At 51.0% G+C, this 26,842-nt stretch carries 28 protein-coding genes and 1 pseudogene; 4 read left to right on the forward strand and 25 right to left on the reverse strand.

Annotation, left to right across the window (positions count from 1 at the left end):
• Positions 1–87: 87 nt before the first annotated feature.
• The 4 genes from sixA to HVZ37_RS15170 all read right to left on the reverse strand — a co-directional run bounded on the left by sixA (position 88) and on the right by HVZ37_RS15170 (position 4,700).
• Positions 88–573, reverse strand: coding sequence for a phosphohistidine phosphatase SixA (gene sixA / locus HVZ37_RS15155; protein WP_042999962.1), 486 nt, complete (start codon positions 571–573; stop codon positions 88–90).
• Between the two features lie 192 nt (positions 574–765).
• A complete protein-coding gene (gene fadJ, locus HVZ37_RS15160; protein ID WP_181627662.1) occupies positions 766–2,925 on the reverse strand; it encodes a fatty acid oxidation complex subunit alpha FadJ in 2,160 nt (719 codons plus the stop codon).
• On the reverse strand, positions 2,925–4,235 hold the full coding sequence (gene fadI, locus HVZ37_RS15165; RefSeq protein ID WP_181627663.1) for an acetyl-CoA C-acyltransferase FadI: 1,311 nt from the start codon (positions 4,233–4,235) through the stop codon (positions 2,925–2,927). The genes fadJ and fadI overlap by 1 nt, the downstream gene beginning before the upstream one ends.
• A gap of 180 nt (positions 4,236–4,415) precedes the next feature.
• Positions 4,416–4,700 carry a YfcZ/YiiS family protein gene (locus tag HVZ37_RS15170; RefSeq protein WP_042317736.1) on the reverse strand — a complete coding sequence of 95 codons (285 nt, stop codon included), beginning with the start codon at positions 4,698–4,700 and terminating at the stop codon, positions 4,416–4,418.
• Between the two features lie 373 nt (positions 4,701–5,073).
• Here HVZ37_RS15170 and fadL point away from each other — a divergent pair, with 373 nt between their 5' ends.
• A complete protein-coding gene (fadL, locus tag HVZ37_RS15175) occupies positions 5,074–6,414 on the forward strand; it encodes a long-chain fatty acid transporter FadL (RefSeq protein ID WP_042999959.1) in 1,341 nt (446 codons plus the stop codon).
• 61 nt (positions 6,415–6,475) lie between these two features.
• Here the strand turns inward: fadL and mlaA are convergent, their stop codons facing one another.
• A complete protein-coding gene (gene mlaA / locus HVZ37_RS15180) occupies positions 6,476–7,231 on the reverse strand; it encodes a phospholipid-binding lipoprotein MlaA (protein WP_181627664.1) in 756 nt (251 codons plus the stop codon).
• 291 nt (positions 7,232–7,522) lie between these two features.
• Between mlaA and HVZ37_RS15185 the strand changes: the two genes are divergently transcribed.
• Positions 7,523–8,464 carry a formate/nitrite transporter family protein gene (locus tag HVZ37_RS15185; protein WP_044258449.1) on the forward strand — a complete coding sequence of 314 codons (942 nt, stop codon included), beginning with the start codon at positions 7,523–7,525 and terminating at the stop codon, positions 8,462–8,464.
• Between the two features lie 192 nt (positions 8,465–8,656).
• Here HVZ37_RS15185 and HVZ37_RS15190 read toward each other — a convergent pair whose 3' ends face one another.
• Entirely contained in the window at positions 8,657–9,046 is a 390-nt protein-coding gene (locus tag HVZ37_RS15190) for a S24 family peptidase (protein ID WP_181627665.1), read from the reverse strand.
• Between the two features lie 82 nt (positions 9,047–9,128).
• Here HVZ37_RS15190 and HVZ37_RS15195 point away from each other — a divergent pair, with 82 nt between their 5' ends.
• The gene (locus HVZ37_RS15195; protein ID WP_104446768.1) at positions 9,129–9,368 is read left to right on the forward strand and encodes a DinI family protein; all 240 of its coding nucleotides are present in this window, start codon (positions 9,129–9,131) and stop codon (positions 9,366–9,368) included.
• An 809-nt stretch (positions 9,369–10,177) separates the two neighbouring features.
• On the opposite strand, the gene HVZ37_RS23280 is transcribed toward HVZ37_RS15195, so the two are convergent.
• The 7 genes and pseudogenes from HVZ37_RS23280 to HVZ37_RS15225 form a co-directional block, all read right to left on the reverse strand.
• Positions 10,178–11,659: a tail fiber domain-containing protein gene (locus HVZ37_RS23280; RefSeq protein WP_346654975.1), complete on the reverse strand. Its 1,482-nt coding sequence runs from the start codon at positions 11,657–11,659 to the stop codon at positions 10,178–10,180.
• 495 nt (positions 11,660–12,154) lie between these two features.
• Positions 12,155–12,538 (reverse strand): annotated as a pseudogene (locus tag HVZ37_RS23155) (hypothetical protein); the annotation flags it as partial.
• Positions 12,539–12,547: 9 nt separating this feature from the next.
• Complete coding sequence (locus HVZ37_RS15205; protein ID WP_181627667.1) at positions 12,548–13,510, reverse strand: DUF6453 family protein; 963 nt, start codon at positions 13,508–13,510, stop codon at positions 12,548–12,550.
• Positions 13,511–13,517: 7 nt separating this feature from the next.
• Positions 13,518–16,229 carry a DUF1983 domain-containing protein gene (locus HVZ37_RS15210; RefSeq protein ID WP_181627668.1) on the reverse strand — a complete coding sequence of 904 codons (2,712 nt, stop codon included), beginning with the start codon at positions 16,227–16,229 and terminating at the stop codon, positions 13,518–13,520.
• On the reverse strand, positions 16,229–16,627 hold the full coding sequence (locus HVZ37_RS15215) for a hypothetical protein (RefSeq protein ID WP_178826345.1): 399 nt from the start codon (positions 16,625–16,627) through the stop codon (positions 16,229–16,231). Before HVZ37_RS15215 ends, HVZ37_RS15210 begins: the two co-directional genes overlap by 1 nt.
• Positions 16,628–16,633: 6 nt before the next feature.
• On the reverse strand, positions 16,634–17,218 hold the full coding sequence (locus HVZ37_RS15220) for a hypothetical protein (protein ID WP_044257086.1): 585 nt from the start codon (positions 17,216–17,218) through the stop codon (positions 16,634–16,636).
• The gene (locus tag HVZ37_RS15225; protein WP_181627669.1) at positions 17,218–17,811 is read right to left on the reverse strand and encodes a hypothetical protein; all 594 of its coding nucleotides are present in this window, start codon (positions 17,809–17,811) and stop codon (positions 17,218–17,220) included. Before HVZ37_RS15225 ends, HVZ37_RS15220 begins: the two co-directional genes overlap by 1 nt.
• 162 nt (positions 17,812–17,973) lie before the next feature.
• On the opposite strand from HVZ37_RS15225, the gene HVZ37_RS15230 reads away from it, so the two are divergent.
• Entirely contained in the window at positions 17,974–18,222 is a 249-nt protein-coding gene (locus HVZ37_RS15230; RefSeq protein WP_044257081.1) for a hypothetical protein, read from the forward strand.
• Here HVZ37_RS15230 and HVZ37_RS15235 read toward each other — a convergent pair.
• The 12 genes from HVZ37_RS15235 to HVZ37_RS15290 all read right to left on the reverse strand — a co-directional run bounded on the left by HVZ37_RS15235 (position 18,191) and on the right by HVZ37_RS15290 (position 26,837).
• Positions 18,191–18,553, reverse strand: coding sequence for a hypothetical protein (locus HVZ37_RS15235; protein WP_178826343.1), 363 nt, complete (start codon positions 18,551–18,553; stop codon positions 18,191–18,193). The genes HVZ37_RS15230 and HVZ37_RS15235 overlap by 32 nt on opposite strands.
• Positions 18,554–18,598: 45 nt before the next feature.
• Complete coding sequence (locus tag HVZ37_RS15240) at positions 18,599–21,928, reverse strand: phage tail tape measure protein (RefSeq protein ID WP_181627670.1); 3,330 nt, start codon at positions 21,926–21,928, stop codon at positions 18,599–18,601.
• A gap of 58 nt (positions 21,929–21,986) precedes the next feature.
• Complete coding sequence (locus tag HVZ37_RS15245) at positions 21,987–22,400, reverse strand: hypothetical protein (protein WP_072011101.1); 414 nt, start codon at positions 22,398–22,400, stop codon at positions 21,987–21,989.
• Positions 22,401–22,454: 54 nt separating this feature from the next.
• Positions 22,455–22,733, reverse strand: coding sequence for a DUF4035 domain-containing protein (locus HVZ37_RS15250; protein ID WP_044268354.1), 279 nt, complete (start codon positions 22,731–22,733; stop codon positions 22,455–22,457).
• Between the two features lie 23 nt (positions 22,734–22,756).
• A complete protein-coding gene (locus HVZ37_RS15255; protein ID WP_044268357.1) occupies positions 22,757–23,128 on the reverse strand; it encodes a phage tail assembly chaperone in 372 nt (123 codons plus the stop codon).
• A gap of 31 nt (positions 23,129–23,159) precedes the next feature.
• Positions 23,160–23,864 (reverse strand): immunoglobulin domain-containing protein, encoded by a 705-nt coding sequence (locus HVZ37_RS15260; RefSeq protein WP_044268361.1) that lies wholly within the window; start codon positions 23,862–23,864, stop codon positions 23,160–23,162.
• A 62-nt stretch (positions 23,865–23,926) separates the two neighbouring features.
• Positions 23,927–24,274 carry a DUF3168 domain-containing protein gene (locus tag HVZ37_RS15265; RefSeq protein ID WP_044268364.1) on the reverse strand — a complete coding sequence of 116 codons (348 nt, stop codon included), beginning with the start codon at positions 24,272–24,274 and terminating at the stop codon, positions 23,927–23,929.
• The gene (locus tag HVZ37_RS15270) at positions 24,271–24,720 is read right to left on the reverse strand and encodes an HK97-gp10 family putative phage morphogenesis protein (protein WP_181627671.1); all 450 of its coding nucleotides are present in this window, start codon (positions 24,718–24,720) and stop codon (positions 24,271–24,273) included. The genes HVZ37_RS15265 and HVZ37_RS15270 overlap by 4 nt, the downstream gene beginning before the upstream one ends.
• Positions 24,717–25,055, reverse strand: coding sequence for a phage head closure protein (locus HVZ37_RS15275; RefSeq protein WP_044268370.1), 339 nt, complete (start codon positions 25,053–25,055; stop codon positions 24,717–24,719). Before HVZ37_RS15275 ends, HVZ37_RS15270 begins: the two co-directional genes overlap by 4 nt.
• An 8-nt stretch (positions 25,056–25,063) precedes the next feature.
• Positions 25,064–25,390 (reverse strand): head-tail connector protein, encoded by a 327-nt coding sequence (locus HVZ37_RS15280; RefSeq protein ID WP_181627672.1) that lies wholly within the window; start codon positions 25,388–25,390, stop codon positions 25,064–25,066.
• On the reverse strand, positions 25,390–25,578 hold the full coding sequence (locus HVZ37_RS15285; protein WP_181627673.1) for a hypothetical protein: 189 nt from the start codon (positions 25,576–25,578) through the stop codon (positions 25,390–25,392). Before HVZ37_RS15285 ends, HVZ37_RS15280 begins: the two co-directional genes overlap by 1 nt.
• Before the next feature lie 41 nt (positions 25,579–25,619).
• A complete protein-coding gene (locus tag HVZ37_RS15290; RefSeq protein WP_181627674.1) occupies positions 25,620–26,837 on the reverse strand; it encodes a phage major capsid protein in 1,218 nt (405 codons plus the stop codon).
• Between the last annotated feature and the right edge of the window lie 5 nt (positions 26,838–26,842).

Genomic DNA, 26,842 nt, shown 5'->3' on the forward strand with positions numbered 1-26,842 from the left:
ACCACAAAGAAGGAAAAACCACGTTTTTTCTTCTTTGTCAGCAGTCTGAAGAGCCGCATCAGCGGTTCTTTACAGATAATACAGCGGTTAAATCGCTTTCGCCATTTTGAGGTTGCACGGGCTCATCTGCCAGTTGAACACCCCTTTTCCGCTTTCATCCAGCGTCACACTGGCAATCGCGGAGGTGGTAAACATCGGCGGCGTTTCGCCTGGACACAGCTCGGACACCAGATAACCCACTAACGGAAGGTGGGAGATTACCAGCGCGGTGGCTACGCCTTCATTGGCCAGAGCCTGCAAATAGGCGCTGACCAGACCGACATCGCCGCAGGGAGTCAACTCCGGCAAAACATCCACGTCGCGTGGCAGGTTCATGCATCCCCCTACCACATCCAACGTTTGTTCGGCTCGCAGGAACGGGCTCACCAGAACACGTTCGATATCCACTTTTTGACCTTTCAGCCAGTTCGCCATAAGGCGTGATTCGTCACAACCGCAGGGGGTTAAGGGACGAACCGAATCACTGGCGGCATCGAGGGCCGCGTCGCCGTGACGCATGATAAAAACTTGCATATTGCACCGCTTTTGTTAACCAGAATCACACGCACCCCAGCCAAAACCCCTCAGGGTTGCTGTAATGCAGTGGCCGGCATTGTGCCTTATCCGTTCACTGAATGAAACGCTGTGTTTTACCTCAATGGCGTAAGTATAGTCAATCTGTGTTTACAATTTAACCAACCCACAGCCATTCAGTGCGGATATACCTTACATTTGACCTTGTTCTTTCAGGTCAGTTGCATCTGCTTTCCAGAAACTTTCACCCCGCTCCGCCATCTGTAACAACGTATCGCACGGCGTGAACCGCGGACCATACAGCGAAGCCAGACGTTGCAATACCGCAACCACTTCACCCGCCCCGAGAGAATCCATATAACGGAACGGGCCACCGAGAAACGGAGGAAAACCAATACCAAACACTGCGCCAATGTCACCGTCGCGCGCGCTACGGATCACCTGCTCATCGAAGCAGCGCGCCGCCTCATTGAGCATTAACATGACGCAGCGTTCCGCAATCTGCGAAGCGGAGAGCCGGCTCTGCCCCTGAGCGCTTATAAGCGTATAAATTGTAGGGTCGACCTGTTTTTTGCTTTTACGCCCTTTCGCCCCATAAAGATAGAAACCCCGACCATTTTTTCTACCTTTGCGATCGTCATTCAAAATTGATGAAACAACATTTGCAGGGGCGCTAAAACGCTCGCCATAAGCGGCTTCCAGTATCGGTATAATTTTAGTGCCTGTGTCGATTCCGACCTCATCCAAAAGTTGGATTGGCCCAACCGGAAAACCAAACTTTACCAGTGCGCTGTCGATCTGCTCGACCCGCTCACCTTCGGTCAGCAGGCGAATCGCTTCATTGATATACGGCGCAAGAATGCGGTTTACGTAGAACCCAGCCTTATCACGCACCACAATTGGCGTTTTGCCCTGTTTTTTCGCCAGCTTAACCGTAGTGGCGATGGTTTGCCCCGACGTCATAGCATGCGGAATCACCTCCACCAGCGGCATTTTTTCTACCGGGCTAAAGAAGTGCAGACCAATCACCTGCTCAGGCCTGGCCGCTTTGGCCGCAATATCGCTAATCGGTAAAGATGACGTGTTGGAGGCAAAAATGGTGTGGGATGCGCAATTCTGCTCAACTTCCGCCACCATCTGTTGTTTTAACGACAGATCTTCAAATACCGCTTCAATCACCAGGTCGCGATGGGAAAAGCCGCGATAGTCGGTCGAACCCGATATTAGCGCCAGCTGTTTGTCACGTTCACTGGCTTTGATATGCCGACGACGTACCTTCGTTTCAAGCTGATCCCAGCTGTATTTCAGCGCGTGATTGATTCCTTTGGTATTTATGTCTTTGATACGAACTGGCAAGCCACCTTTACAGGCTGTGACGTACGCAATACCGCCTCCCATCAGTCCACCACCTAAAACGCCGACGCTGTTAAGCGGCCCTGGCGGCACCTCGCTGCCCAGATCCTTTTTCACGTCCGTACTGGCAAAAAAGATATTGCGTAACGCCTGCGATTGCGGCGTCATCGCCAGCTCGCCAAACGCGCGCGCCTCCGCGTCATAGCCGCTGCTACTCCCCTGTGCCAGTCCGGTTTCAATCACCTGTAAAATACGTTCTGTCGCCGGGTAATTTCCCTGGGTTTTCTGTTCTGTTTTCTTGCTAACCATGCGGAACAGCAACGCCCGTCCGAGCGGGCCCGCCAGAATACGTTCACGAACCGGTAAAGCGCGGTGAACGGGACGATCTTTTTTCGCCCATTCCACGGCAGCATCCAGCAGGATCGTCTGCGGGACTACCTCATCCACCAGCCCCGCTTTCAGCGCCTGCTTCGCGCGAAGTTGCTTACCAGTGAGGATCATATCCAGCGCCGTACTAACACCCACCCGTCGGGGTAGCCGTTGGGTACCGCCCGACCCCGGCAGCAGCCCGAGTTGCACTTCCGGTAAACCGAGTACGGTTTTTGCATCGTCCGTGCAAACGCGAGTATGACAGGCCAGCGCCAGTTCAAGTCCGCCACCCAGGCAAGCGCCGTGAATGGCGGCCACCACCGGAATCGGCAGCGCGTTAATCTCGGCCATCAGTTGCTGCCCCTGTCGCGCCAGCGTTTCTGCTTCCTGGGCGCTTTTGCAGCGGCCAATCATATTGATATCCGCCCCGGCAATAAAATTGTCCGCTTTTGCAGAAATAATGACGACGCCGCGAATCGCCTTGTTCTCGCGAATCTGTTTAAGAATGATGCGTACCTGCGAGGCAAACTCCGCCTTAAGGGTATTCATCTTTTCTCCGGGGACATCAACAGAGATGACCGCGACGTTGTCCAGACGCACGTTAAGCGTAAAAGCCGATGTCATTTCCATTATTCCGCCTCCAGAACCATTGCCGCACCCAGCCCACCCGCTGCGCAGGCGGTGACCAGGCCAAAGCCGCCACCACGACGACGTAATTCGTGCAGCGTTTGCGTGATCATCCTCGCGCCCGTCGCGGCAAATGGATGTCCAAAGGCAATTGAACCGCCAAGTACGTTAAATTTGCTGTCATCCACTTCGCCAGTGGCATGGCTTCGACCGAGCACGTCGCGGGCAAAACGCTCACTGCCAAGTAACTGGAGATTGGCAAGCGTCTGCGCGGCAAAGGCTTCGTGCATATCGAAAAGCGTCAGATCGGCCATTGTGATGCCCGCACGTTCCAGCGCCAGCGGCGTAGACCAGGCCGGACCCAGCAGCATATCCTGCCAGACATCGATCGCGGTAAACGCGTAGCTGCGCAGATAGCCGAGCGGAACCAGCCCCAACTCTTTCGCTCGAGATTCCGTCATCAGGATGACTGCCGCCGCGCCATCGGTCAGCGGAGTGCTGTTTGCCGCCGTAACGCTGCCATGCTTGCGGTCAAATGCCGGACGCAGTCTGGCGTAATCTGCCAGCGTGGAGTTGCCGCGAATATTGTTATCTTCAGACAGGGGCTCTTTAAAAGGCGGTGTGTAAGTGGTCATGACTTCATCGGCGAGCTTACCTTCTGCCCACGCCAGGGCAGCCCGCTGATGAGAGCGATGCGCCAGGGCATCCTGTTGTTCACGGGTAATCCCGTAGGTTTTCGCCATCTGCTCGGCGGTATCGCCCATTCGCAGACCGGTTGAGTATTCCGCCACAGCAGGCGGGACGGGCATCAGATCGCGCAAGCGCAGACGGGAAAAGAGTTTCAGACGCTGCCCCATCGTGCGGGCTTTGTTGACATCGACCAGCACCCGCGCCAGTTTTTTGCTGACGCCAATGGGCAGCACCGAAGATGAATCAGCCCCACCGGCGATACCCGCACGAATGGTGCCGGCCATCAGGCTTTCTGCGACGTTAGCCACTGCCTGAAAACTGGTTGCACAGGCACGACTGACGCTGTAGGCATCGGTATGCACATTCATCCCGGTCCCGAGCACAATTTCACGCGCGATGTTCGGCGCTTCCGGCATCTGTACCACCTGGCCAAAAACCAGTTGTTCAATCACATCAGCAGAGATTTCACTGCGTGCAAGCAGTTCGCCAACCACCATTTTGCCGAGATCGACGGCGGGAATGCCATGATATGCGGTCGCCTGACGGGCAAAAGGCGTACGTAATCCGCTCACGATGGCGATGCGATCGCCCTGACGGGTGACCAGCGGTAATGCCTGACTCATAACACTCCCCTGTAAAAAATAAATAAGTGGTCTGACCTGATCATAGTCTTAACCAATTTTTTACATTTAGCCAAGCGGAGCGCAAAGAAAGTGAGAGCTACGACACAGTGAATAATCACTGCCTGAAACGAAAATGCCCCGGGGAAAACTCACCGGGGCATCAGAAACAACGAGGCGGGATTAACGCAGACCCAGCTGGAAAATCAGGGTTTCGGCTTCGCAGGCGAAGACAAAATCGATATCCAGACGCACGCCGTCAGACTCTTCGGTGAAGGTCGAGGTGATTTTGCACGGTTCAGATTCCACGCTACGCGCTTTTTCGGTCAGCGCCGCCAGCGTCTCTTCAGCCTCTGCGCGGTTAGCGAACACGCGGCTGTATGATGCGGTGCAATCGGAGTTGTCCATGATGGTACCAACATCCATACAGCAGCAAACCGGGGTTTCATCAGCACTGCATTTACTCATTGTAGATTTCCTCTGTATTTCGCACCCAGGGTGCCAGATAAACGATGGGGATATTTTACGCCCCCCACATTCACCTCTCCAGTTGTTAATTGTGCGAAATGCGATAAGTGACCGAAATCACAATTAAAAATGATCTAAAACAAATTTCACCTAAAAGGGTGAGTGCGCAAACCGTCAATTTTGCCAGCTGGATCGCGTTTTTAAGATCACAATTGAAAAAAGTTATAAACATACTTGCAACATTTCAGCTGGTCAGACCTATACTCACGCCACTGGTCTGATTTCTATGTTGTACCACAGACCCTACACTTCGCGCTCCTGTTACACCATGTAACATAGTTTGTATAAAAATAAATCAATTGAGGTTATGGTCATGAGCCAGAAAACCCTGTTAACAAAGTCTGCTCTCGCAGTCGCAGTGGCAATTATCTCCACCCAGGCCTGGTCTGCAGGCTTTCAGTTAAACGAATTTTCTTCCTCTGGCCTCGGCCGGGCCTATTCGGGTGAAGGCGCTATCGCAGACGATGCAGGTAACGTCAGCCGTAACCCAGCGCTGATCACAATGTTCGATCGCCCGACGTTCTCTGCGGGTGCGGTCTATATCGATCCGGACGTCAACATCAGCGGACGCTCACCGTCTGGTCGTAGCCTTGATGCCGATAACATCGCGCCAACGGCATGGGTGCCAAACGCACACTTTGTTGCGCCAATTAACGATCAGTTCGGTTGGGGGGCATCAATTACCTCTAACTACGGTCTGGCAACAGAGTTCAACGATACCTACGCAGGCGGTTCTGTTGGCGGTACCACCGACCTCGAAACCATGAACCTCAACTTAAGCGGCGCCTATCGCTTAGACGACGCCTGGAGCTTCGGGCTTGGTCTGAACGCCGTTTATGCGCGTGCGAAAATCGAACGCTTCGCCGGTGACCTGGGTCAACTGGTCGCCGGTCAGGTGATGAACTCTCCTGCCGGACAAACGCCGCAGGGTCAGCAACTGGCTGCCACCGCAAATGGCATCCCAAGCGATACCAAAATTGCTCATCTGAATGGTAACCAATGGGGCTTCGGCTGGAACGCCGGGATCCTGTATGAACTGGATAAAAACAACCGCTACGCGTTGACCTACCGTTCTGAAGTCAAAATTGACTTTAAAGGTAATTACAGCAGCGATCTGCCTCCGGCGATCAACAACTACAACCTGGGTATCCCGACCGCTACCGGCGGCGCCACTCAGTCAGGTTACCTGACGCTTAACCTGCCAGAAATGTGGGAAGTGTCCGGTTATAACCGCGTAGCGCCGCAGTGGGCTATCCACTACAGCCTGGCCTATACCAGCTGGAGTCAGTTCCAGGAGCTGAAAGCGAAATCCACCAGTGGTGATACGCTGTTCCAGAAACATGAAGGCTTTAAAGACGCTTACCGCATCGCACTGGGTACCACCTACTACTACGATGATAACTGGACGTTCCGTACCGGTATCGCCTTCGATGATAGCCCGGTTCCATCACAAAACCGCTCTATCTCGATTCCGGATCAGGACCGCTTCTGGCTGAGCGCCGGTACCACCTACGCCTTCAATAAAGATGCGTCTGTGGACGTTGGTGTCTCTTATATGCACGGTCAGAGCGTTAAGATTAACGAAGGTCCGTACCAGTTCGAGTCTGAAGGTAAAGCCTGGCTGTTCGGTACCAACTTCAACTACGCATTCTGATTTCTTGCAGATGTAAAAAAGGTGAGCTTTTTAGCTCACCTTTTTATTTGCTCAATCTGGCTTACTCGGAATCGATCTCTTTGAGTTCATCCTGAATCGCCTGCGCGTTCGGGTTTTCCTGCGGCTTGAGCTTGCCGCCATTAGCGATAAAATCATGACGCTGGAAGTAAGCTTCACGAACCATAATATAGGGATCGGAAGACTGACGCAGCAGACCATCGGAATCCAGCAACTGCGCGCGGGTTTCAATCCCTTCAATCGTCCATTTACCAATAGACATCGGCCAGGTCAGCCAGGAGAGCACCGGATATAACGTATCCGCCATATCTCCGCCATCATCACGGATCGTCCAGCTACCATAGAACGGTAAGTGCACGTAAGGACCGTAACCTACGCCATAGTGACCTAAAGTGCTGCCGAAGCGATGCGGTTCAACACGCTGCAGTTTCGGGTTCGCCATACCGGCGACGTCAATAAAGCCCCCCATCCCCAGGATCGTGTTGAGGAAGAAGCGGGTGAAATGCACCATCCCCTGATACGGATCGCCCTGCAGGAAATAGTTCACCATCACCGCCGGCTCTTCCAGGTTGCCAGTGAAGTTGCTCAGACCATTACGGGCAGGCTGCGGAACATAATCACGCCATGCGACGGCCACCGGTCGAACGATATACGGATCCAACACATTAAAGTTGAAGTTGTACATGGTGCGGTTGAACCCTTCAAGCGGGTCTGAACGCCCCTGCTGTTCTGTGCCGGAACTCGCACACCCCACCAGCAGTGTGGTTCCCAGCGCAAGCGCCGACAGGCGAAGCTTCATAAATGTCTCCCTGTTAATTATGGCTATCGCTGATTGCCATCCATGACGGAACGCTATCGTATCCGCCTGTAAAGGTGTGAGCGATTGTAACAGTACGTCAAACGATGTCTATATCACCGAACTTGTTGATTTGATCATAGCCTGGTCACACCAGAATCGTCGCGCTTCTATTTTAGCGGGATGAAGAAAAACAAACGTTACCATTTTTGCGTTTTCAGAACATGTCCTGACAGGGGGGAGGCTAAAAACCGCTACGCTTTAACGTGTCAGTGCTTATACCGGAGACGAATAATGGTCGATCATGAAAACGACAAATTAGATAAACATAGCGACGAGCTTGCCGTCGAAAGTGAAGAAAAACAGGATGGGAAGAAGATAGAACTGGATGAGGATCGCCTCCCCTCGCGGGCGATGGCGATTCATGAGCATATTCGTCAGGACGGGGAGAAAGAGCTGGAACGGGACGCGATGGCATTGCTGTGGTCTGCCATCGCCGCCGGGCTTTCGATGGGGGCTTCGCTGCTGGCAAAAGGGATCTTCCACGTTGAACTGGAGGGGGTACCCGGCAGTTTCTTGCTGGAGAATCTCGGCTATACCTTTGGCTTTATCATCGTCATCATGGCTCGCCAGCAGTTGTTCACTGAAAACACCGTCACCGCCGTGCTGCCCGTCATGCAGAATCCGACGCTCAGTAACGCGGGCCTGTTGATGCGACTGTGGGGTATCGTACTGCTGGGGAACGTGCTGGGCACCGGCGTCGCGGCGTGGGCCTTTGAATACATGCCCATTTTCAACGAAGAGACCCGCGATGCGTTCGTGAAGATCGGCATGGACGTGATGAAAAATTCACCTACGGAGATGTTTGCCAATGCCATTATTTCCGGCTGGCTGATTGCCACCATGGTCTGGATGTTCCCGGCGGCGGGTGCAGCGAAAATTGTGGTGATCATCCTGATGACGTGGCTGATTGCGTTGGGCGATACCACCCACATCGTCGTCGGGTCAGTCGAAATTCTCTATCTGGTATTTAACGGCACGCTGCACTGGAGCGATTTCCTCTGGCCGTTTGCCTTACCCACGCTTGCCGGAAACATTTGCGGCGGTACTTTTATCTTTGCCCTGATGAGCCACGCGCAGATCCGCAACGATATGAGCAACGCCCGCAAAGAAGAAGCCAGAATCGCGGCGCAAAAAAGAGACAATGCGCAGAAAAAGGAGGAAAAACAGTCCTGAATGGCGACGGTTTGAACAGTCAGGCGGTCACTCTCTTACCGGGGCAAACAAAAACCGGTATACTCGTGCCGCCTCGTCCCCTTAGTTAAATGGATAAGGTTATTAAAATTCACAACTTATTGAATATAATAATTTTATCAACAAAAAATAAATGCAATATGTACCCAAAAATGTACACAATATTTTAAGCTTTCACATTACCGGACAATCATCAAACTCACCAGAGCGTGCATCATTGATGATGTAAGTGATCACCCCAAATACTGGCGAAGTCATATTGTAGTCACCCGTTGAGTCTGGTATCTCTTCGCGCTTACCGCTCTCCAGATTCACCAGGTGCGGTCTTGGGTGTAAACGATAACGCTTTATCCTTAGCTCATTCTCTATGTTGCAGACGAGAAGAGAACCATCACATGGCGTAAGTGAACTATCAACGACTAACAAGGCACTGTTCAAAATGCCTTCTCGCCAGTAGGTTTGCCCGGCTCTCATGAAGTATGTAGATGCTGGATGATCTATGAATTTCTCATCAAGCGATATGCGATGATCAATGTAGTCCGCTGCCGGAGAAGGGAAGCCCATAGTTACCTCTATCTACTATTGACACTGGATAAAAACACAGTATATATACTGTATATCCAACCAGTAAAGGGAGAAGGTAAAAATGTTTGTTGAGCTGGTTTATGACAAGAGAAACGTTGCCGGGTTGCCAGGTGCAAGTAACATCATTCTGGCCGAATTGACGAAGCGGGTGCACCGGATTTTTCCCGATGCTGAGGTGAGGGTAAAGCCAATGCAGGCTAACGCCTTAAACAGCGACTGCACCAAAACTGAGAAAGAACGGCTGAACCGCATGCTTGAGGAAATGTTTGAAGAATCTGATATGTGGCTGGTGTCAGAATAAGAGCATTGTTTTGTCATATTGCATATGTAGAATCCGCACCGGCTGGCAATCATTCAATACTCGCACTATCGAACGATCGCCAGCCGCCGTCCGTTCCTGCATACGACGAACAACGGCAACTTTTTTCAGGCGCATTTACTGGTGACATTCTTTGTCGTAACCCCCGAAGAGGCGAGCTTAAGCGCCCGGTTAAATGCAACAACTGTCACGGGTTTTTCCTCTGCTTTAACTCGATTAGAATGACTCTGGAAAACATAAACATCATCAGGATAAATTTCCCTTCTGCGTAAAATTATGTTTCGAACCGGCGAAGGAGCTATTATATTTATTTCCTTCAATCTTCCTCTTTGCTCAAAGGTCAAATTACTACCAACCAAGTTAGTATAGCGAAGCATTCTTACCCTTCCGATACCAACTGGTAAATAGTGAAGGCACACCCACAAATCGGCCCATGTATCACTGATATCCAGTAATCTATGGTTGATTGATGCAATCTCATAAAACGTAAGCAAATCCCTCTCCCCTCATTTTACGCAAGAAAATCCTTCTATATTGTTTACTACAGACTGATAGACGATATCCACTAGTTACCTAAATTGAGCTAAATTTTTATAATGATTACCAGCCTTCGGATACGCAAACATTACAGGTTTTAGTATGCCGAAATGGACTATCATGCCCGGTTCGACACAGTTTAATACAGGCGGAAACTATCAATATTTAACGCTGAGTATCTTGCTGATCTTTAAACTCATAGATCACTGTTCAGAGACTGAACCCAAAAAAAGGGGCCTACTGGCCCCCTTCTTTTACTCGCCTTTCAGCGTCTTTAATTCGGCCTGCAACTCTTCCACCTGCCGCGCCAGAACCTTAACGGCGGAAATGGCATCCAGCAATAACGGGTTGCTGTCCAGCACCAGGTTTACTTCGTCACCGTTGTGCACTTCCTTGACGTAGCACGGATCAATGTTGCGGATCTGCTGGGCAATCACCCCGCGCCGTACACGTCGCTTATCATCATCCTTATAGACGAATGTTTTTAACTCCATCGCTTTGATGTTTTCCAGCGATAACGTGCCGTCTGTATCAGTGATCTCATCCTTAAGCGTGGCATCACATACGGCTGCTGATGTTACCTTCTGCCAGCCATGGAAATTGCCACCCTCTACTGAACGGAACCACATACCGCTATTCCGCCCGCATACCTGAAGTCCGTACTGCCCAGCCGCCGCTATAGCATGCCCGGTACTGAACCCGAACACGACACCACCGGTCGGGGTATCGGTGTCGCCAGTTAAGAAATATGTCCTTTGCGTTGAGATAAGTTTCTGCCAGTTGCCAAAACTGTTTGTCTGTCCTGGTATGTGCGTTATCACTGAGCCACCCAGGCCGTTAGACCTGAATCCATATGATTCCGCCTCAACAAGAACTCCGGATGCGTCATACCGTGATTGTGTAATATTGCCTTCGGCTAAGTTGTTTCCAACCGTATAGCCGGACTGCATAGCCATTTCGTGCACCGTTTTCTCATCGGCGCGATAGACGGATTTTACTTCCCCGCCTTTTACTAATGTTCCAGAACCCGGCAAAGAGGCGTCCGCGTTAGTAACTGTCCATAGCGTGTTAGCCGCCGTAAACCCGCCGGATGCGCGGATGATCCAGACACCGACAAAAGAGTTAGGCCATACCTGGTTAGCGCTACGCCCATATACAGGGTTACTGTCGGACGCTTTAAAGTCTACATACGTCGACGCGGGGTCTGTGGTGATGATCTTCTGCTCTGATGCAGTCGAGCCTAAAGAATACCCACGAGACGATCCGCTACCACCTCTAAGCTTGAACGCCCCGTTAGCGGCAGCTACGGGGATAGGATAGTTGACGCTAACCGCGCTGGCTATGTTTCCGAATGCGCCCGTTATGTCTGGTGCTGCGCTTTCGTATAGATTGCCCGCCGGCAATAACCCACCCTGGTCACCACGTCCGAACAAACCAGGGATAGACCCGTCTTGCACGCCGTTAAAATCAGGAATACGGAAAGTTGTCGATCCGTCGCCGTTGGAGTAGTTGCCGCGCATGCCTGGGTTAGCTAACCAATCCGCGTCCGAAATCGGTGTGTGCATCTGTGCATGCGCCCATAGTTCGGGCCAGTCAACACGGTTAAGTAACTGCCCGTCCGCCACCACGGCCCACGCAGGGATAAATGCGCGACTGGTCCACAAAGTCGACAACCCTACGCCAAAGTTTTGCACCCCATTAAGCGTAGGTCCTACACCGCCACCACCGCCGACCATGTTCTCAACCTGGCGTAATGTTGGCGCATCGTATGGGTTTACTGCATCCCCTGCCAGCGGAGTAGACCCAAGAGGGCGAATATTAAGCCAGGCGGCGGCACGATCCGCCAGGTCTGACAGGTTAAGCGATTTAACGAGCGCCTCAGCAGGATTGTGAGATGCCGCTTCAACTGCGGATTTTTTCGCTTTCTCCGAATAGTGAAGCGCTGAATATTCGTTACCTGTTACCGGGTTATCTTCCGGGTTAAGCGCATATTTTCGAGCCAGTTCTTTATAGCCTTCGGCATTCGTTTCACTCTCGGCAGCATCAGCGGCTGAGTCCTGCGCACCAGTTGCAGCAGTGGTTGCTGTCTGCGCATCCGTTGATACCTGCTGAGCAGTGTCAACGACAGTGTTTTTATCGGCTTCAACCTGCTGTGCATCCTGTTTGATTTGTGCAGCAAGTTGATCGAGATACTCAACATCCAGTGTGTTCAGGATGTTTGCAATACTTAACCACGAGGGACCAGAAAAGGAGGAGCCATCCGGTAACATGACGGTGATATTACCGTCCACACTGAATACAGCCTGCCAGTTTTGTTTGTCGTAGTTCAGCCCACGCAATGCCTCGGTGCTCTGCACCACCAACGCCGCCGTAATCTGGTTCTGCGTGGCACGTGGTACTGCGTTCCACGCGGAACCTTGCTGTGTAGGACCGGGATATTTGCTGATGAGGGTGATTTCAGTATCACCTTCAACGGACTTAACCGGCAGCGTATAAGTTACACCCCCAACGGTAGCGACAACGAAATCACCGGCGGTCAGTTCCGTGGAAAATGAGGTGCCTGCCCCGGAGACCAAATCTGAGTTATTGGTCAGGGTTAATGTTCCTGCTGACATAGTATTTCCTCAATACATGGGGGGAAGGACAAGGATCGGCATTGCGATGTTCTGGTTAAAATTATTGTTAAAGCCCTGGTTGTAATAATTACCAACAACCCGACTAAGCCCGGCGCGGATATTACTCCCGGACCGAATCATTCCCTTAAAGCGCACATTATCGTAGTCACCAATCTTGCGGCTATTTGACCCGACAAAACATAATTGCGTAAAGCTGGTTCCGACTGTCTGGTTACTGTCGGACACGGTAAGAAGGCGTTCGTAAATAAACGGTCGCTTGAGTGTGGAAAATGTCACCTGCCCCGCTGAGTTGGTCATGGTGATACCGTCCCCACCAACCGGAGCGGTATTATTGAATATAACCAGGTCTAATGTAACACTCCCTGTAACGTCATCGGCCCCGGTGTAATTAGTATCCCGCACAATAATATTGGTGCCGTCGAATCCTACTGATACACCGCCATTATCCCAGCGGGCGAAGGGTATCCCGCTAACAGGAAGGGCGCGGGACCCATTCACAACCCACTGCCCAACCCATGCGCATGTCATTAATTTTGCGTTGTTCGATATAGCGGTGAAATCGGTAGAGTCAGCCACAAGCAGGCCGGTGTTATAAGTTCCAGCAGGCAATATCTCAAGAACCGTGCCGCTCCAGTCCTGCGGGGTGAGGTTGTAACCGAACTGGGGACCGCCGTTGATGATTACTCCGCTATTTCCATTTCGTGCAACTGACGCCATTGATACTGGGATTTGAAGAAATACCTGGTTATCGATGATTTCCTGGACTTCTGCCGGCTTCGTTGGTACGACAATCACCTGTGACCCTGACGTTAGCGGAGTGCTTATTGTCATTTGATTACCGGCTGTGCCGCGCCCCGAGAAGTTCGTGCAAAACGACGGGGCACGAAGCCCCGCTGTAATCGCCATTACCGGGCGACCATCGTTATAATCAATCAGAATACCTTCCGGCATAATTCACCTACCATTTACCAACAACGACTCGCCCACCGCCAGACAGATTGACAGTAATTCCATTCCCGTTAATAACGACCGTATTATTCACACCGTTAAATGCAAACTGGCCGCTGGTCGCATACAGTTTCCCATGGAATTCACAGTCGCCACTTTTATCAATATTCCAGCCACGTGTTCCGGCGAGGAAATTATTCGAGCGGATATAGCTGCCAATTTTGGCGTTGGTGATACTGGCATCCTGAATAAGCGCATCGCGGATAAATACCTGTCCGTTATAGACAAAGAAAGCGGCGGTGTAATTTCCAGGATCGCTACCAGAATAAATGCCGAACTGATCAGCCGCAAAAACCACTGTGGATTTATATGTGCTGCCTGAAGGCTCGATGGACATGCCAAACCCGGTGTTATATTTCACACCGTTTCTGACAATCCCAAGGTTCAGTGTGTACGACGCTTTCGCAGTACCATCGTTGTTCACTTCGGCTGTTAATTTCTGATTTACAGCCGCCATCAGTTCCCCATCCGGCCCGATCTGCGCCTGTACATAATCAGCCAGTTCAGCTAATGCGCCATCCAGATTTGCAACCGTAGTGCTCACCGTCATAACTTCGGCTTTGACTTCACCATACTGCTCAAACTGACGCTGAACTGTACCGTGATTGGCGAGGGCATTTTCCATTATGCCTTCAAGGTTTGTATCAACCCCGCCTTTAACGTTCTGGAACGCTTCGGAATTCTGAACAGAATCATCAATGAGGTCGATCAGGCTTCCTGTATCCATTGAGCACAGAGCAGGGACTTCGATAAATGCAGAAGCACCGAATGCGTTAATGGTCCTGATATACCAGTAATAGGTATGCCCGACCTGCAACTGATTGCTGGTCCACATGGTGCCCATCCCCTCTCTGCTGGCGTTGCCCTCAACGATTTCAGTTGAGGTGCCCGACAGTTGCGTCTCACCTGATGTCCAGAAGTCGAACTGGGTGGAAACGTTGGTGATAGCAGCGAGGCGGGGGATCATCGTCACCGCAAAGAACCCCTGCTCAATATCAACATGCGAGGGCGGCGGCGGCGCTTCAACACTGAACTCAAGATAAGCTTCCGGAGATTCAGCCCCCATCTGATTCACCGCTGAAACATGCGCCGTGTAGGTATTCCTTGGCAACCCAGTCAGACGAGTGAAAGAACCCGGCACCTGAGCAGAAAGCACCATCTGGCCATTTCGACGAATGACGACTTTGTTATAGACAACCTGCCCGATATTTTCCCAGGACAGTATCCCCTGGACCACCTGGCCGATTTCTTCAACGGTGTACTTCATGTTCTGCGGCTGGGCAACACCACCGGACGGTAACTGAGTGAATGGAGGGCGCTCTATAGGCTTGCCAACAGCATCACCCCATACATCAGCCGTTTCCTGTTTCAGTGTCAGTTGCACGCCATTCTGCACACCGAATTTCCAGTCCGTCACCCGCATCTCAACGTTCACGATGCCGATAGACGGAAAATTGACCTTCACATACATTCCGGGGCGATATCGGTAGCCGCTGAGATTCAGCGTAACGTTCATCGTTCTGGCAATACGGGTACGCTTTAACTTCACATCAGCCAGGCGCTGAGCCTGAAACTCACTCGTCACAAATCGCAGTTTCATATCCTGCGAGATTTCGACGCCGTCCTCCGCCACCCACTCGCTTACCGATACGGATGGAAAATCAGCTTCAGTAAACCCCTGCTGCGGATCGACGAAGGTTCCCTTGATAGTGTTTACACGCTCAGACTGGGAAACTTCCGGCATGATTTCGATATCACCGGCCAGCTGGCTTTCAGTGATCACTTCCGTTGCCGGGCCATAGTACGCACCAACCAGCAAACCATGCTTTCCGGCAATATAGGTCACGTCTCCTGCACAGGCCGCAAGCATCCCCTCCAGAATGCCCACCTTGTTTTCGCTGAGGTCAAACTCACCGTTGATCGTGTAGCGTCTTTCGACGGTATTGCCGCCGGTGATCACATCCTCATCGCAGATGTTGGCGGCTTCCTGAAACTGATCCCAGTTGATGTCTGAATCAGGAACCTTCAGGTAGTTACGGTAATAGTCCAGGATAACCAGCGCCGCGTTGTTACTGTATCCAGTCAGGCCTGTTCTCGGGTCGTATACGACGCGCCCAAACTTCTCTACCTTGATATTGGGAATACCGGACGGGAATTTCTCTGCGCTGAATTTCAGGGAGACACGAAGCCATGTGATCCCCTTACCGATCATGTCATTTTTCCATGACGGGCAGTTCGACAGCATGAACGGATCAGCGGTCTGCCGGTTCGTGTGCAACTGGAATGATGCATGCTCGGGATAACTGCTGATGGGTTCGTCGCCGAGCCATACCGTTCCGATGCTGGATAATGAATGCCCTGCGAGGGCTACCGCCAGATGCAGCATCTCCCCGTCAGCCTGTTCGCCTGGCTGCTCTTCTGAAAAGAACAACGTACCGGCGGCAGTGGTACGTCCATACACAACCGTTTTGGCGCTGGCCGCTGCACGAAGAACCTGTTTACGTTCTGATGTGTCACGGTATGAATCGATGGATGGTTTTTTGGTGAGTGCCTGAGTTGCAACCTGGGCGGCAACAGTGATCGCCATTGCGATCCCGTAATACTGATATGAAGCAGCAGCACCTGCTGCAACGGTCGCAATGACAGGAATAGCAGCAGGCATTAACGAACCCTCCAGACGCTCAGCGGTTTTACCCGTAAACTCACCAGACCATTTTCACCAGGCACCCAGACCGAACCGGAATACACCACACCAGCGCACTTCGCCCCACCGTTCTCGACGATGGCGATGTCACCACGCTGCGCCAGTTTCACCGGTACTTCGTCGAGATATCGTGCAAACACCTTTTCAAGTGAACCACCACCGCGAAGAATGGCCTTTTTAGCCCCCGGTTCATTGTCATAAGTTCCACGCCAGTCTGCCGCATAGTCATCGCCACACATGGCCTGTGCGCAGTCAGCCGCAAACAAGCAACAGTCATGTTTGCCCCATGAAAAAGGCCGCTCAATAGCGGCCTTCATCACTGCATTTAATCTGTTTTGCCAGTCAGGGTGCTTCATGCTTCCTCACTTATAAGTAAACCCAGGCGCATCCTTTTTGTTGCCCCAGAAAATGGAACGCTCAGCCATCTGCGCCACATAGCGGAATATGCGGTCGCCAGAATAAGAAGCCTGCTGTGATTCGTCGGTATAGCGATCCGGGAAAGGTCGTTGCCAGTCTTCAAAAATATTACTGATGGTGTACTGAAGAGCGTTGGTTTCCCCGGCTGTGGCCCCGGTACCCGATACCTTCCCTTTAAACAGAAGATCGGCAACCTGCACCACGCCGTTGTCATCCATCGCAACCAGGTAGATTTCAGCATTACGCCCCACACAACGTTCATTCAGTGTTTTGGCGAACAGTGACAGGTCAAGCCCGGAAAGCGTCATCTTCACCTGCGTCGGGCTGGTCGTGTTCGTCTCAGTGGCATCATCAATCGAGCCCATGCGTCCCATGCCGTAATAGACGTAGCCACCCAGCACTATCGTCCCGGTACCGGAATGCACGTAAACAGTGCCGGACTCAAACTGAATGCTTGCGGCGATCACCGCTGTCACCCGGTCGCGGGAAAGCCAGTCAACCATTGCGTCAGAAAATGGTGAATACAACATTAAAACGCCTCCTCAAGCTCCAGCGTGTAACTCGTAAACACTCCTGGCACCCTGTTCCCCGCCCCCTGCTGGTTATCCTTCAGTTTGAAAATACCGTAAGGTTTCTCCACCTCAATCGCAGCATTAGCTGGCGGGGGACTACGAAGCATTGGCGCAAACGTAATCATGGCGGTCCCGTTAGCGGCGCTCGTCACGTCGGCGGTGATCATCTTCAGTTCATCGTTCACAGTGATATAGTCGCCTTGTTTCAAAACCATTACGCCAGGAGTCCATCCGCGCGTCTGCAATTGTGTCCCCGTCTGACTGGCACCATTCACAACCGGTACACCTGCCGGTGTTCTTCCTCCCCGCCCCCAGTCGTGGATTTTCACCCTGCCATACTCACCATCGAGTTCAGCAATTAGCGCATCAATACGTCGCGACTTCTCATCTGAAAGATTGTTGAAAGTCAGGGAACATACCCAACGGGTACCAGGGAAACGGACAGTCTGTGATACGCCGTTGAAGTGGGATCGAAAAGTTTTTGTGTTGCTTTCAGGTCGCCAAGTTAAAGACGCCGGACAGATATCATTCGGCCATTCAAGTGCAGCCATAAATCACTCCTGGAGAAATACGCATAAGGCGGCTACTGATCGTTTATCAGGATGTTACTGATTTACATACCTGGTTATGGTTGTTACTCAGCCCGTCAGTGGTGGGACGCTGGCGAACCTATATGCAGAGGGATGGCTGATTACCTCTGGATAAGGAATGACATGAGTAAATATACATTCGAAGAGATAGGCATGGATTTGGATATGCCATCATATGAGCGCACTGTGGATGCACTTATTGTTGGCTACGCAGCACTAGCCAGAGCAATAGATAAATTAGATCCTGAGTTCTCCTCCGCGTTGTTCGAGACGCTTGATAATGCCTATAAAATGAATGAGGGTGTGCCTTGCCATAAAGATATAGCGCGGCTTGCAATGATTACCAAAGTGGCCCTAACGAAACCCGAATAGATCCACATTTATCAACTATCTTCACTTCATCATTAGTGATATTCATCTTATGAGCGGCCTGTTTCTGGGCCGCTTCAATAATCTTCACGACAACATTTTGAGCATGCTCTTTTGCACGCTGATTGTACCCTTCTAGTGTAAAATCAGTTGTTAACTCTTCACTGTATGGAATGTTAGCCAGCGTTTTTGAACCGATATTTACCGACACATTGCTGCCAATGCGCTGTATGAATTTCATGGCTAAGTCTTTGTTCATAGTGAAACTTAATCCATTCTTTTCTGGAAATTCCACCTTGAACTCCAGCGCTTCCACTCGTTGCTCTAAAGTCATAACTATCTCCTGCCTTTCGGCAATTTATATTGAAAAATTTGGACGTCACACGCCTAATAAACGACGCGCCTGGCCCCGATTGGAAAAGTCCTGAAGCAAATCCTGACGTGCCTGTTTCGCACCGTCAGTCGCTCCCTGACGGGCGGCTTCCTGCATAGCCTGTTTCAGTGCCGCGTCACCGTTACCGGAGATGGAAAAGTGTTGGGTAATATTTATATCCCCATTCCCACCAGATGCGGGCTGTGCCCCAACCATACGGACCCCCAGAGAACCATCGGCAGAACGCGTCAGCGGCATAATCGCTTCTGGCCCAGCTTCTCCCATCAGCCCCGCGCCCTTTGCGAAAGCAAAATAAGTTGGTGTCCTCACAACGCTGTTGCTGTAAGCACTGAGACTTTCAGAAGCATAGGCACCTCCTTTGCCATTCAACTTAATACCAGACGCAGCAGAGTTATAAGCGCCTGAGGGTGTACTTCCACCAGCCCCAGACGCACCAAACATTCCGCCAATAGAACTGAAAAAACCGCTATTACTGGCCGACCGCAGGGAATCCACCAGCATCGCGTTCAGAATGATTTTCTGCATAGACTGAAGCACCGAATTGGCCCAGTCTTCCCAGTCGACTTTATTACCGGCCAGAGCATCAGAAATATTACCGACCAGCCCAGACATGGAGTTATTAACCAGATCAGCAGACTGCGAAGCGTAATCCGAAGCAGTATCAGCCCAGTTAGCGAATCCTTCACGCATGCCAGCGGTCCAGTTGCTGCGCTGGGCATCAGAGGCAGTGTAATAAGCTTCCTGATCGCGAAGACGTTCATCGAGATAGCGCTTATTCAGCGCCAGTTCCTGACGGTAGAGGTCCTCGGAAATATCTCCAGATTGATATTGCCGCTGTAGATCAACGTTCTTCTGCTGAAATTCCTCTCGTATGCGCAGCATTTCCTGCATTCGCTCGCGGATACGGCTTCCCTGCCCATACCCTGTCAGCTCTGCCTGATTAGAAGATCGCGCACTGGCGTTGGCATCAGCGAGGTTTGCTTCATATGCTGCCAGTTGTTCACGAATCTTCTGCTGGTCGATAAGTGCTGCATTTTGCAAAAGCGTTTGTTTCTGCGTTTCGGTCAGCGTAGCAAGCTCACCCTGGCTTACCTGATATTTCAGTTTAGCCAGTTCGGTATTTTGCCCAGCCAGAGCGATTTGCTCTTTCTGCTGTTTAATCAGCTTGTCGTAAGTATCCGCCGTTTTTTCAGTTTCTGTTTTCCCGCCTTTAGCTTTCGGCTTATTAGCCTGATTATTTCTCCATTCCGCCAGGCCGTTGTTTATCAACTCCTGTCTGTTTGTCTGATACTGAGGATCATTTGTAAGCCCGAGATCGTCAGCGGCGTATCCGAGTCGCGCCCGCTCTTTCGCCTCTCCCTGTAACCGTGACAGCTCCAGTTCGCGGCGACTCTTCGCCAGTGCATCAGTCTGCTTGCTGGTCAGATCGGCCTGAGGTATACGTAGAGGAATGTTGGCAAGTCCCTGTCTCGCACGAAGAAGATCATTACCAAGCCCCAGTAGCCTGTTGAATTCAGTATGCTGGCCATTCATGTTTACCAGAGACTGATACTCAGCATTTTGACGCCAGGCTCGCTCTTTAATCAGGTCATTACGCCGCCTTTCGTTTTCCTCAAGAGCTTGCGATACCGATCGAGATTTTTCTCTCAGTTGAGCAAGTTTTTCTTCCTCAACTGAAATTTGATCAGTCAGTATTGAAATTGACTTAAGAATGTTGAGATCGTTTTCTTGAGTTATTCCCGGCTTATTTCTCGCCTCATTAAGTTCATTAATCTGACGGTTCAGGCTGGCTACACTTTTTTCCTGCTCTGTAATCAACCTTTTTTGTTCTTCCAGTGCTGCGACAGTCTGACTACGGTTGCTGTCCAACTCAGGAAGAGACATTTTCGATGTCTTCTCTTTGATCTCGTCAATCTGGTTTGCATATTCGCGGGCAGATTGTCGGGCCTGTTCCTGATTCTGGTACATGGTGTACCAGGCACCAGCGCCAAGCATCAGTAATCCCGGCAGACCACCGACCAGTGAAAGCAGCCCTGTTGCTCCACTTTTGACAAGTCCCATCACAGAGGTCGCAGAGTTAAGAGCCTGCTGTGATGCAGTAACAGCACGGTTAGACTGAACCAGCGCGGCATTTGCCGTGATCATAGCCCGTCTTTTCGCAATAGCGTTCTGCGTTGCTGTTGCCTCTGCATTGGTGTTACGTGCAAGCTCAAGCTCTGTCTGAGCCAGTTGGTAAGATCGTTCTGCTGCAATTGCATCAGCTGCTGCTTTTCGCTGAGACTGTGTTGCTGAACTGGCGCGGGCGGCAGCCAGTGCAATCTCATTTTTACGTGCATCAATCAGTTGTGCTGTTTGCCCACTGAGATCGCCGAACATACCACCAAGAAACCTTGCACCGCCAATAGCGGCCAGAGCACCAGCGGCAGCAGCTACAGTGTTAATATTATCTGAAATGGTATTGAGAACACCGGTCAGTGCGCTTGTCGCGCCGGTCGCTTCATTAGCACCGCCAACCCATGCCATGAAGGCATTTTCAATTTTTGTTGATGCTGCCGCCACTGTCTGCGGCATAGCACTGTATTCTTCGCGAAGTGATCCAAGCTGGCTGATTAGAGCAGGCACCGCCTTGTCAGCGGTTAATTGTCCCTGATCAGCCATCGCTTTAAGGTCTTTCCTGGCTACTCCCATTCCAGAGGCAAGGGCGCGTATTACACGATCGCCATTTTCATTGACAGAGTTAAACTCTTCTCCACGAAGGACGCCTTGCGCCAGCGCCTGGCTGAACTGGGTGATTACTGAACTGGCTTCAGATGTGCTGGCACCAGACAGCTTAAGTCCTGTTGAAATAGCTTCGGTTACTTTCAGAACCTCTTCTGAACTGTAACCATATTCACGCATAGAAGCCGCCGAACGAGCAAACAGGCTGGCGTTATCTGAAAATGCAGTGCCGGTTCGCTGGCTGATATCCATCAGTGCACGCTGTGATTCTTTAAAATCATCAGTCGATTGCGATGCTTGCTTTAACCTGGCATTAACCGAACTCCATTCATCCGCCAGAGAAATCAGGTGGCCAGTGGCATATGCGCCTGCAAAAGCACCAGCCAGCCCCATAGCAGAGGCTTTTGCTGAATTAAGTTGACTGGTTACTTCCGCCAGCGCCTTCTGTGTTTCTCTTGATGCGGCTGCCGCCTGACGACCACCATTTTGCATGGTGCGATAGTAATCTTGTCCGGTGCGTGAAGCACGCGCGATCTCCGTCTGGAAGGACTGAGAGTTAGCCGAAATTTTAATAATAAGTTCGCGGAGAGTCGCCATATTTCACCCAATAAAAAACCCGCCTTTTTAGGCGGGTGTCTTTAATTCGAGAGTTTACTTAAAAAGCTGTAGGTGAGAATCTGAAATCGCCGTTAGCCCCGTATCCAACCCGGTATATTAATACCTTATCTTTAACTACTTCAGCCCCCACCTCAACCATGCCACCAGCACACCAGCCATGAGGTGTTGCACTTAAAACATGCCGACCTGGATTTGGGTAGAAGGTCACTTTTTCCCTTGAATCAATATCTGCAATTGGATTGCCATCAATATAAATACTGATAAGGCACGCACTACCCATTAGTCCGGAATCTCTTTTGACGACAACTGTTCCGGTATCAGCAGAATTTTTAACGATTTTTTTATCCCAAATTCTGTCAGCAGAAACACTTCTTGCTTGTTCTGTAGAAACGGGCTGCGTAGAACATCCAGATAATAGAGCGATAGCAACAACCAGAAGTAATTTATTCATATCCCTATTCCATATTTAGAAGGCAATAAATATTAATGTGGAATGATTATAATGTCACTGGGTTGCTGCGGTTAATGCAGCCTCAAGGTTTGCAAACGGGTCCTTTCCTTCATTCTGTTCATCACTCCCCCAGCGCAAAATTGCATCGTCCAGCGGTACCTTGCCCCCCTGTGATCCATAAATTGCAGACACAATTTGCGCCGCCTGTATATCAGCGCGAATATCACCAACAGGACTCTGTCTGTCAAACTCGATCCACATAAGCAACTCACTGGCCGTCATGCTCTGCCTGAGTTCCGAGAGCGTGCGCCCCATCCGGAGCGCGAGCGCCATCAGAAACTTTACACCGGGGGTGGCTACTTTGCCTTTGCGTCTTCCGCGGATGTGATGAGATCAAGTGCCTGTTTCAGCAGGCGGGAATGAACAGGGCCATAAATTTCACGCACCTGCTCTCCTTCCTCCTGATTGAATACCGGTTGTTTGTCGGTATCACACAGCACATCAATAAACAGAGCCACATCGGCACACAAGTTACGGTGAGCTTTCTCCGATACTGTCACTTCTTCTTCGTCGGTACCGGATTTTGCAATCTCCTGCCAACGTAGCCAACCTTCACCAGACGGTTCACGCAGAACCACCTTCACGCCGCCCCATTCAGGAACAGTAATGATTTTATGACGAAAGCCTGACATTTTAGCCAGCGCAAGTTCTTTAAGACTCTTTGCCATTATGCTTCTCTCTGGTTAGTCATACCTTTTACTACGCGACCGTTACAGCACAGGTTTCTGAAATAACTTTGCCTGCCGGGGTTGAGGAATCAGTTACCTCACAAACGTAATCGCCAGAATCACCTGCTGCGGCGCTGGCCTTATTGAACGTCGCTGAAGTTTGTCCACTTACCACGCTTCCGCCCTTTTTCCACACATAACTATAAGGTGTGGTACCGCCAGCGGCCGCAACCGTCAGCGATAATGCAGTACCAGCAGTGACAGATTTCGTTTCAGCCAAATCGGTAGTCAGACGCAGCGCGTTATCGATTTTCGTCGGCTTACCTTTCAGACGTAGCGAAAACGTTGCGGCCACCACACTGTTTGTCCCTGAAGACCAGGTATGCTGACGAACTTCAGAAAGGAACTGGAAGCCAATACCGGACGGGAAGATGATCCTGAAACCATAAGTGGTATCGTTATCGTAAGCTTCACGCAGGGCGTCCTGCGCCGGGTTTGAATAAAAGTTACCCGACATCGAGATTTCCGACTGAGCTCCAAGACCGTTGATATTCTCCTGCTCAGTGGAGCACAGCGTAGTTACGTCGATATCCTGTTTCTGACCGCCGGTAAACTGGACTTCTTTAATTGTGCACTGTAGGTCCAGATATGTTGCCGCACCGACTGTATCGGGTGTTACAGGTGAAGAGGTGATCTGGATCTTCGTGCCCTGCGATTTTTCATAAAGTGCAGACATGGATGTCTCCTGAAAAAAAATAAACCCGCCGGAGCGGGTCAGTTTGATGAATGGGGGTATCGTCAGACAGTGATCTGAAACTCAAGCGAGGACCGGTAGTAGCGTTTATCCGGTTCATAGCCAGGTGTTTTTGTAACATTGGTTGGATTAAGAGGCTTAACTGCATGTAATGCCATATCGCGGATTTCACGTGCTTCACTGATCGTCAGTGCATACACATCAACCTGAACAGAAATTCCTGATTCGGCCTGCCCGCAAAGTACATCAGCTGAAACATCAGAGATAATTGAAAAAATAACCCACGGAGGAGATATTGATGGCTGACCATCATCACCAAGAGGTGCAACATAGGGATATACATTCCCGCTCGCAAGGGGTGCCAGAAACGGATAAATATCATCTTCCGTCATTTTCTTAACACCTCATCAATGGCCTTGTTCATTCGCTTCATGGCAACCTGGGCAGCAAGTTCTTCCCGCGTGTCAAAAGCAGGACGAACAAAAGGATGGGGCGGCGTGTTAATCGTTCCCATCTCGACAAATCGCCAGTAGAACGCATTGCGTCTGTCGCTGGCCTTCATCGAGTTATCGCTGTTGCCGGTTCGCATATTTCTTCCACGAATATGAACGCCAGAAGAAATATCCCCTCTGTTTCGGGACCGCTGAGTAAGCACAACCACGTTTTTCTTCAGCTTCCCAGTTCGCTCAGGGGCGCGGGAAATCACTTCATCCTTCAACACTTCAGCGCCAGCCCGTGTGGCATCTCGCAATACTTTGTTGTTTTCTGCCCTGCTCAACAATTCCAGATCGCGGGAAATATCTTCAAGCCCGGAAAAATCAAGATTAATATCGATCACTTTTCTGCCCCCTGTTTGCACAGTATCTCCATCTGCACCCCTTTTGCATCAGGAATGGGAGGCCCGATGATATTCAAAATCGCGCCTTTAAATGGACCTGTATTAACCTTCAGGCGTGATGCTGCGGTAATGTCGCGCCTGAAACGAATCCATACACGAATAGTTGCCTGCGCGCTCTCGGCACCAGCTGCAACCAGTTCACGCCCGCTTATTCCCTTCACTTCAGCCCATGTGGTTTTGCCATCATGCCAGGTTTCTACTGGCTGACCTGATGGCGCTCTGATAGTCGTGGCGTTCTGAATGGTAACCAGGTCTCGCAATCTTCCAGCTTGCATAAACCCTCCTACAAGCCATAGATACGGTAAGGCTGCAACAATGCCTCAACGGCGAAAGGAATTTCTGTCGTAATGTTTCCGATGTTCACCGCTTCCCGGTTTGCGTACCAGTGACCGATAAGGAGCAGCATGGCCGCTTTCACATCATCACCAGGCAGAATTGAATCTTCATCTTCTGCGTAGCCAGGGCTATTTTCATTTTCATAGAGCGTTCGCCGTGTCCATGTCTGGACATACCGCGCCGCCGCGCCGGTGTATAAATTCAGCAGAGCATCATCGCCGGTAAAGTCGGTATCAATGCGGCAGTGCTGTTTTACCACATCAAGATCGATCATTACTTTTTCGCCTTTTTATCAGCTTTAGCGTCAGTCGGTTCCGGCGGTGGAGAATTGCCATCATCCGCCAGTCGCGCATAACCTTTAGCAATTAACTCGCGCCCATGCTGCTCGAGCGTTTTTAATTGTTGACCTTCAACAATAACGATACCGCCAAAATATATCGGCTTAAGTGCTATTAACTTCATAATGCCACCTATAAAAAGCGGCCCGAAGGCCGCATAAGGTATTATTCTCCACCCGGAGCCGGTACGGTAAATGAACCATACACGAACGCTTCAGGACGTTTGACGGCCAGCGCCAGACGTTCTTCACAGCGGATTGTGATCATGTTTTTCTCGAAGTCGTCGGCGTTCTCTGTGGAGATGACCACGTTCGCATCTTCACGGTCGAAGATCTGCGCGCCAGCGTTGAAGGCACCTGTCAGGAATTTACCCTGGAAGGCAGCAGCTTCGGTGGCAACAATCGGAAGCCCCCAAAGAGTCGGACCCGTCAGTGCCGCCGGGTTCGCCAGGATATAGCGCCCCAGACTGTCTTTAGTCAGTTCAATCTTCGCCCAGTCAATGAAGTGCAGAACGTGACCGGATGCCGGGAAGCGCGCCAGTTGAGCCTGCAACATTGCCAGTCGCAGATCGTCAATCCCACTCTGCTGAGCAACAGTGAACGCCGGGTTAAACGCAGACGCCTGAGGAACGATGCCATGAAGGTGAACGCCGGTTCCGTCACCAAAGAGGATTTCCTGCTCTTCAGCGTACTTCAGCCCGTAGCGCATTTCGGCATCGATGGTTGACTGAAGTTGCGCGAAATCATCCAGGATCTGCTTGGATGCTTTGAACAGGTGGGCGACAGTACTGACGCCAGTGATTTTAGGTGTGAACTCAATATCACTGTACGGCTTCTGCGTGTTTTCCGGTACCACGGCTGCGTTATTGGTAAAACCCGTTTGCTGTACCCAGAAAATGGCCGGAGAGGAAGTACGGCCTGGCGCAATCAGATCACGGATAAAGAGACGCTGTTTCGGAGCCGTATCGATACCCGGCAAACGCTGCGGTTCAACCACTCCTTCTGCTACATCGGCAGAAGTAAGAGCCGCCTTAACCGGAATACTAATACGCTTACCGCCATCAATGCTGGCAGCAAAAGTTTTCAGCGCTTCAGCAGAAATAACCTGCTGGCCAACAGTCTCGACAACCTGTTTTGCATTTGCCAGCGGCATCTGCGCGACATGTTGTTCAAGGTCACCAACGGCTGCTTTCAGCGTCTTTTCTGCTTCGCGAAGAGCATTAAACTCAGACGCCATTTTGTCGACAGCCGCTTTCGTTTCTTCTGAAAGCTGACCGGACTTTTGCGCTTCTTTCAGCGCGTCTTCCGCCTTTGCATTAAATTTGCTGGTTGCCTCTTCGATGCTGGCGGTAACTTTTTTCAGAATTTCATTTACTTCAGACATAAATG

Source organism: Citrobacter sp. RHB35-C17 (assembly GCF_013816795.1).
Classification (GTDB): domain Bacteria; phylum Pseudomonadota; class Gammaproteobacteria; order Enterobacterales; family Enterobacteriaceae; genus Citrobacter_A; species Citrobacter_A amalonaticus.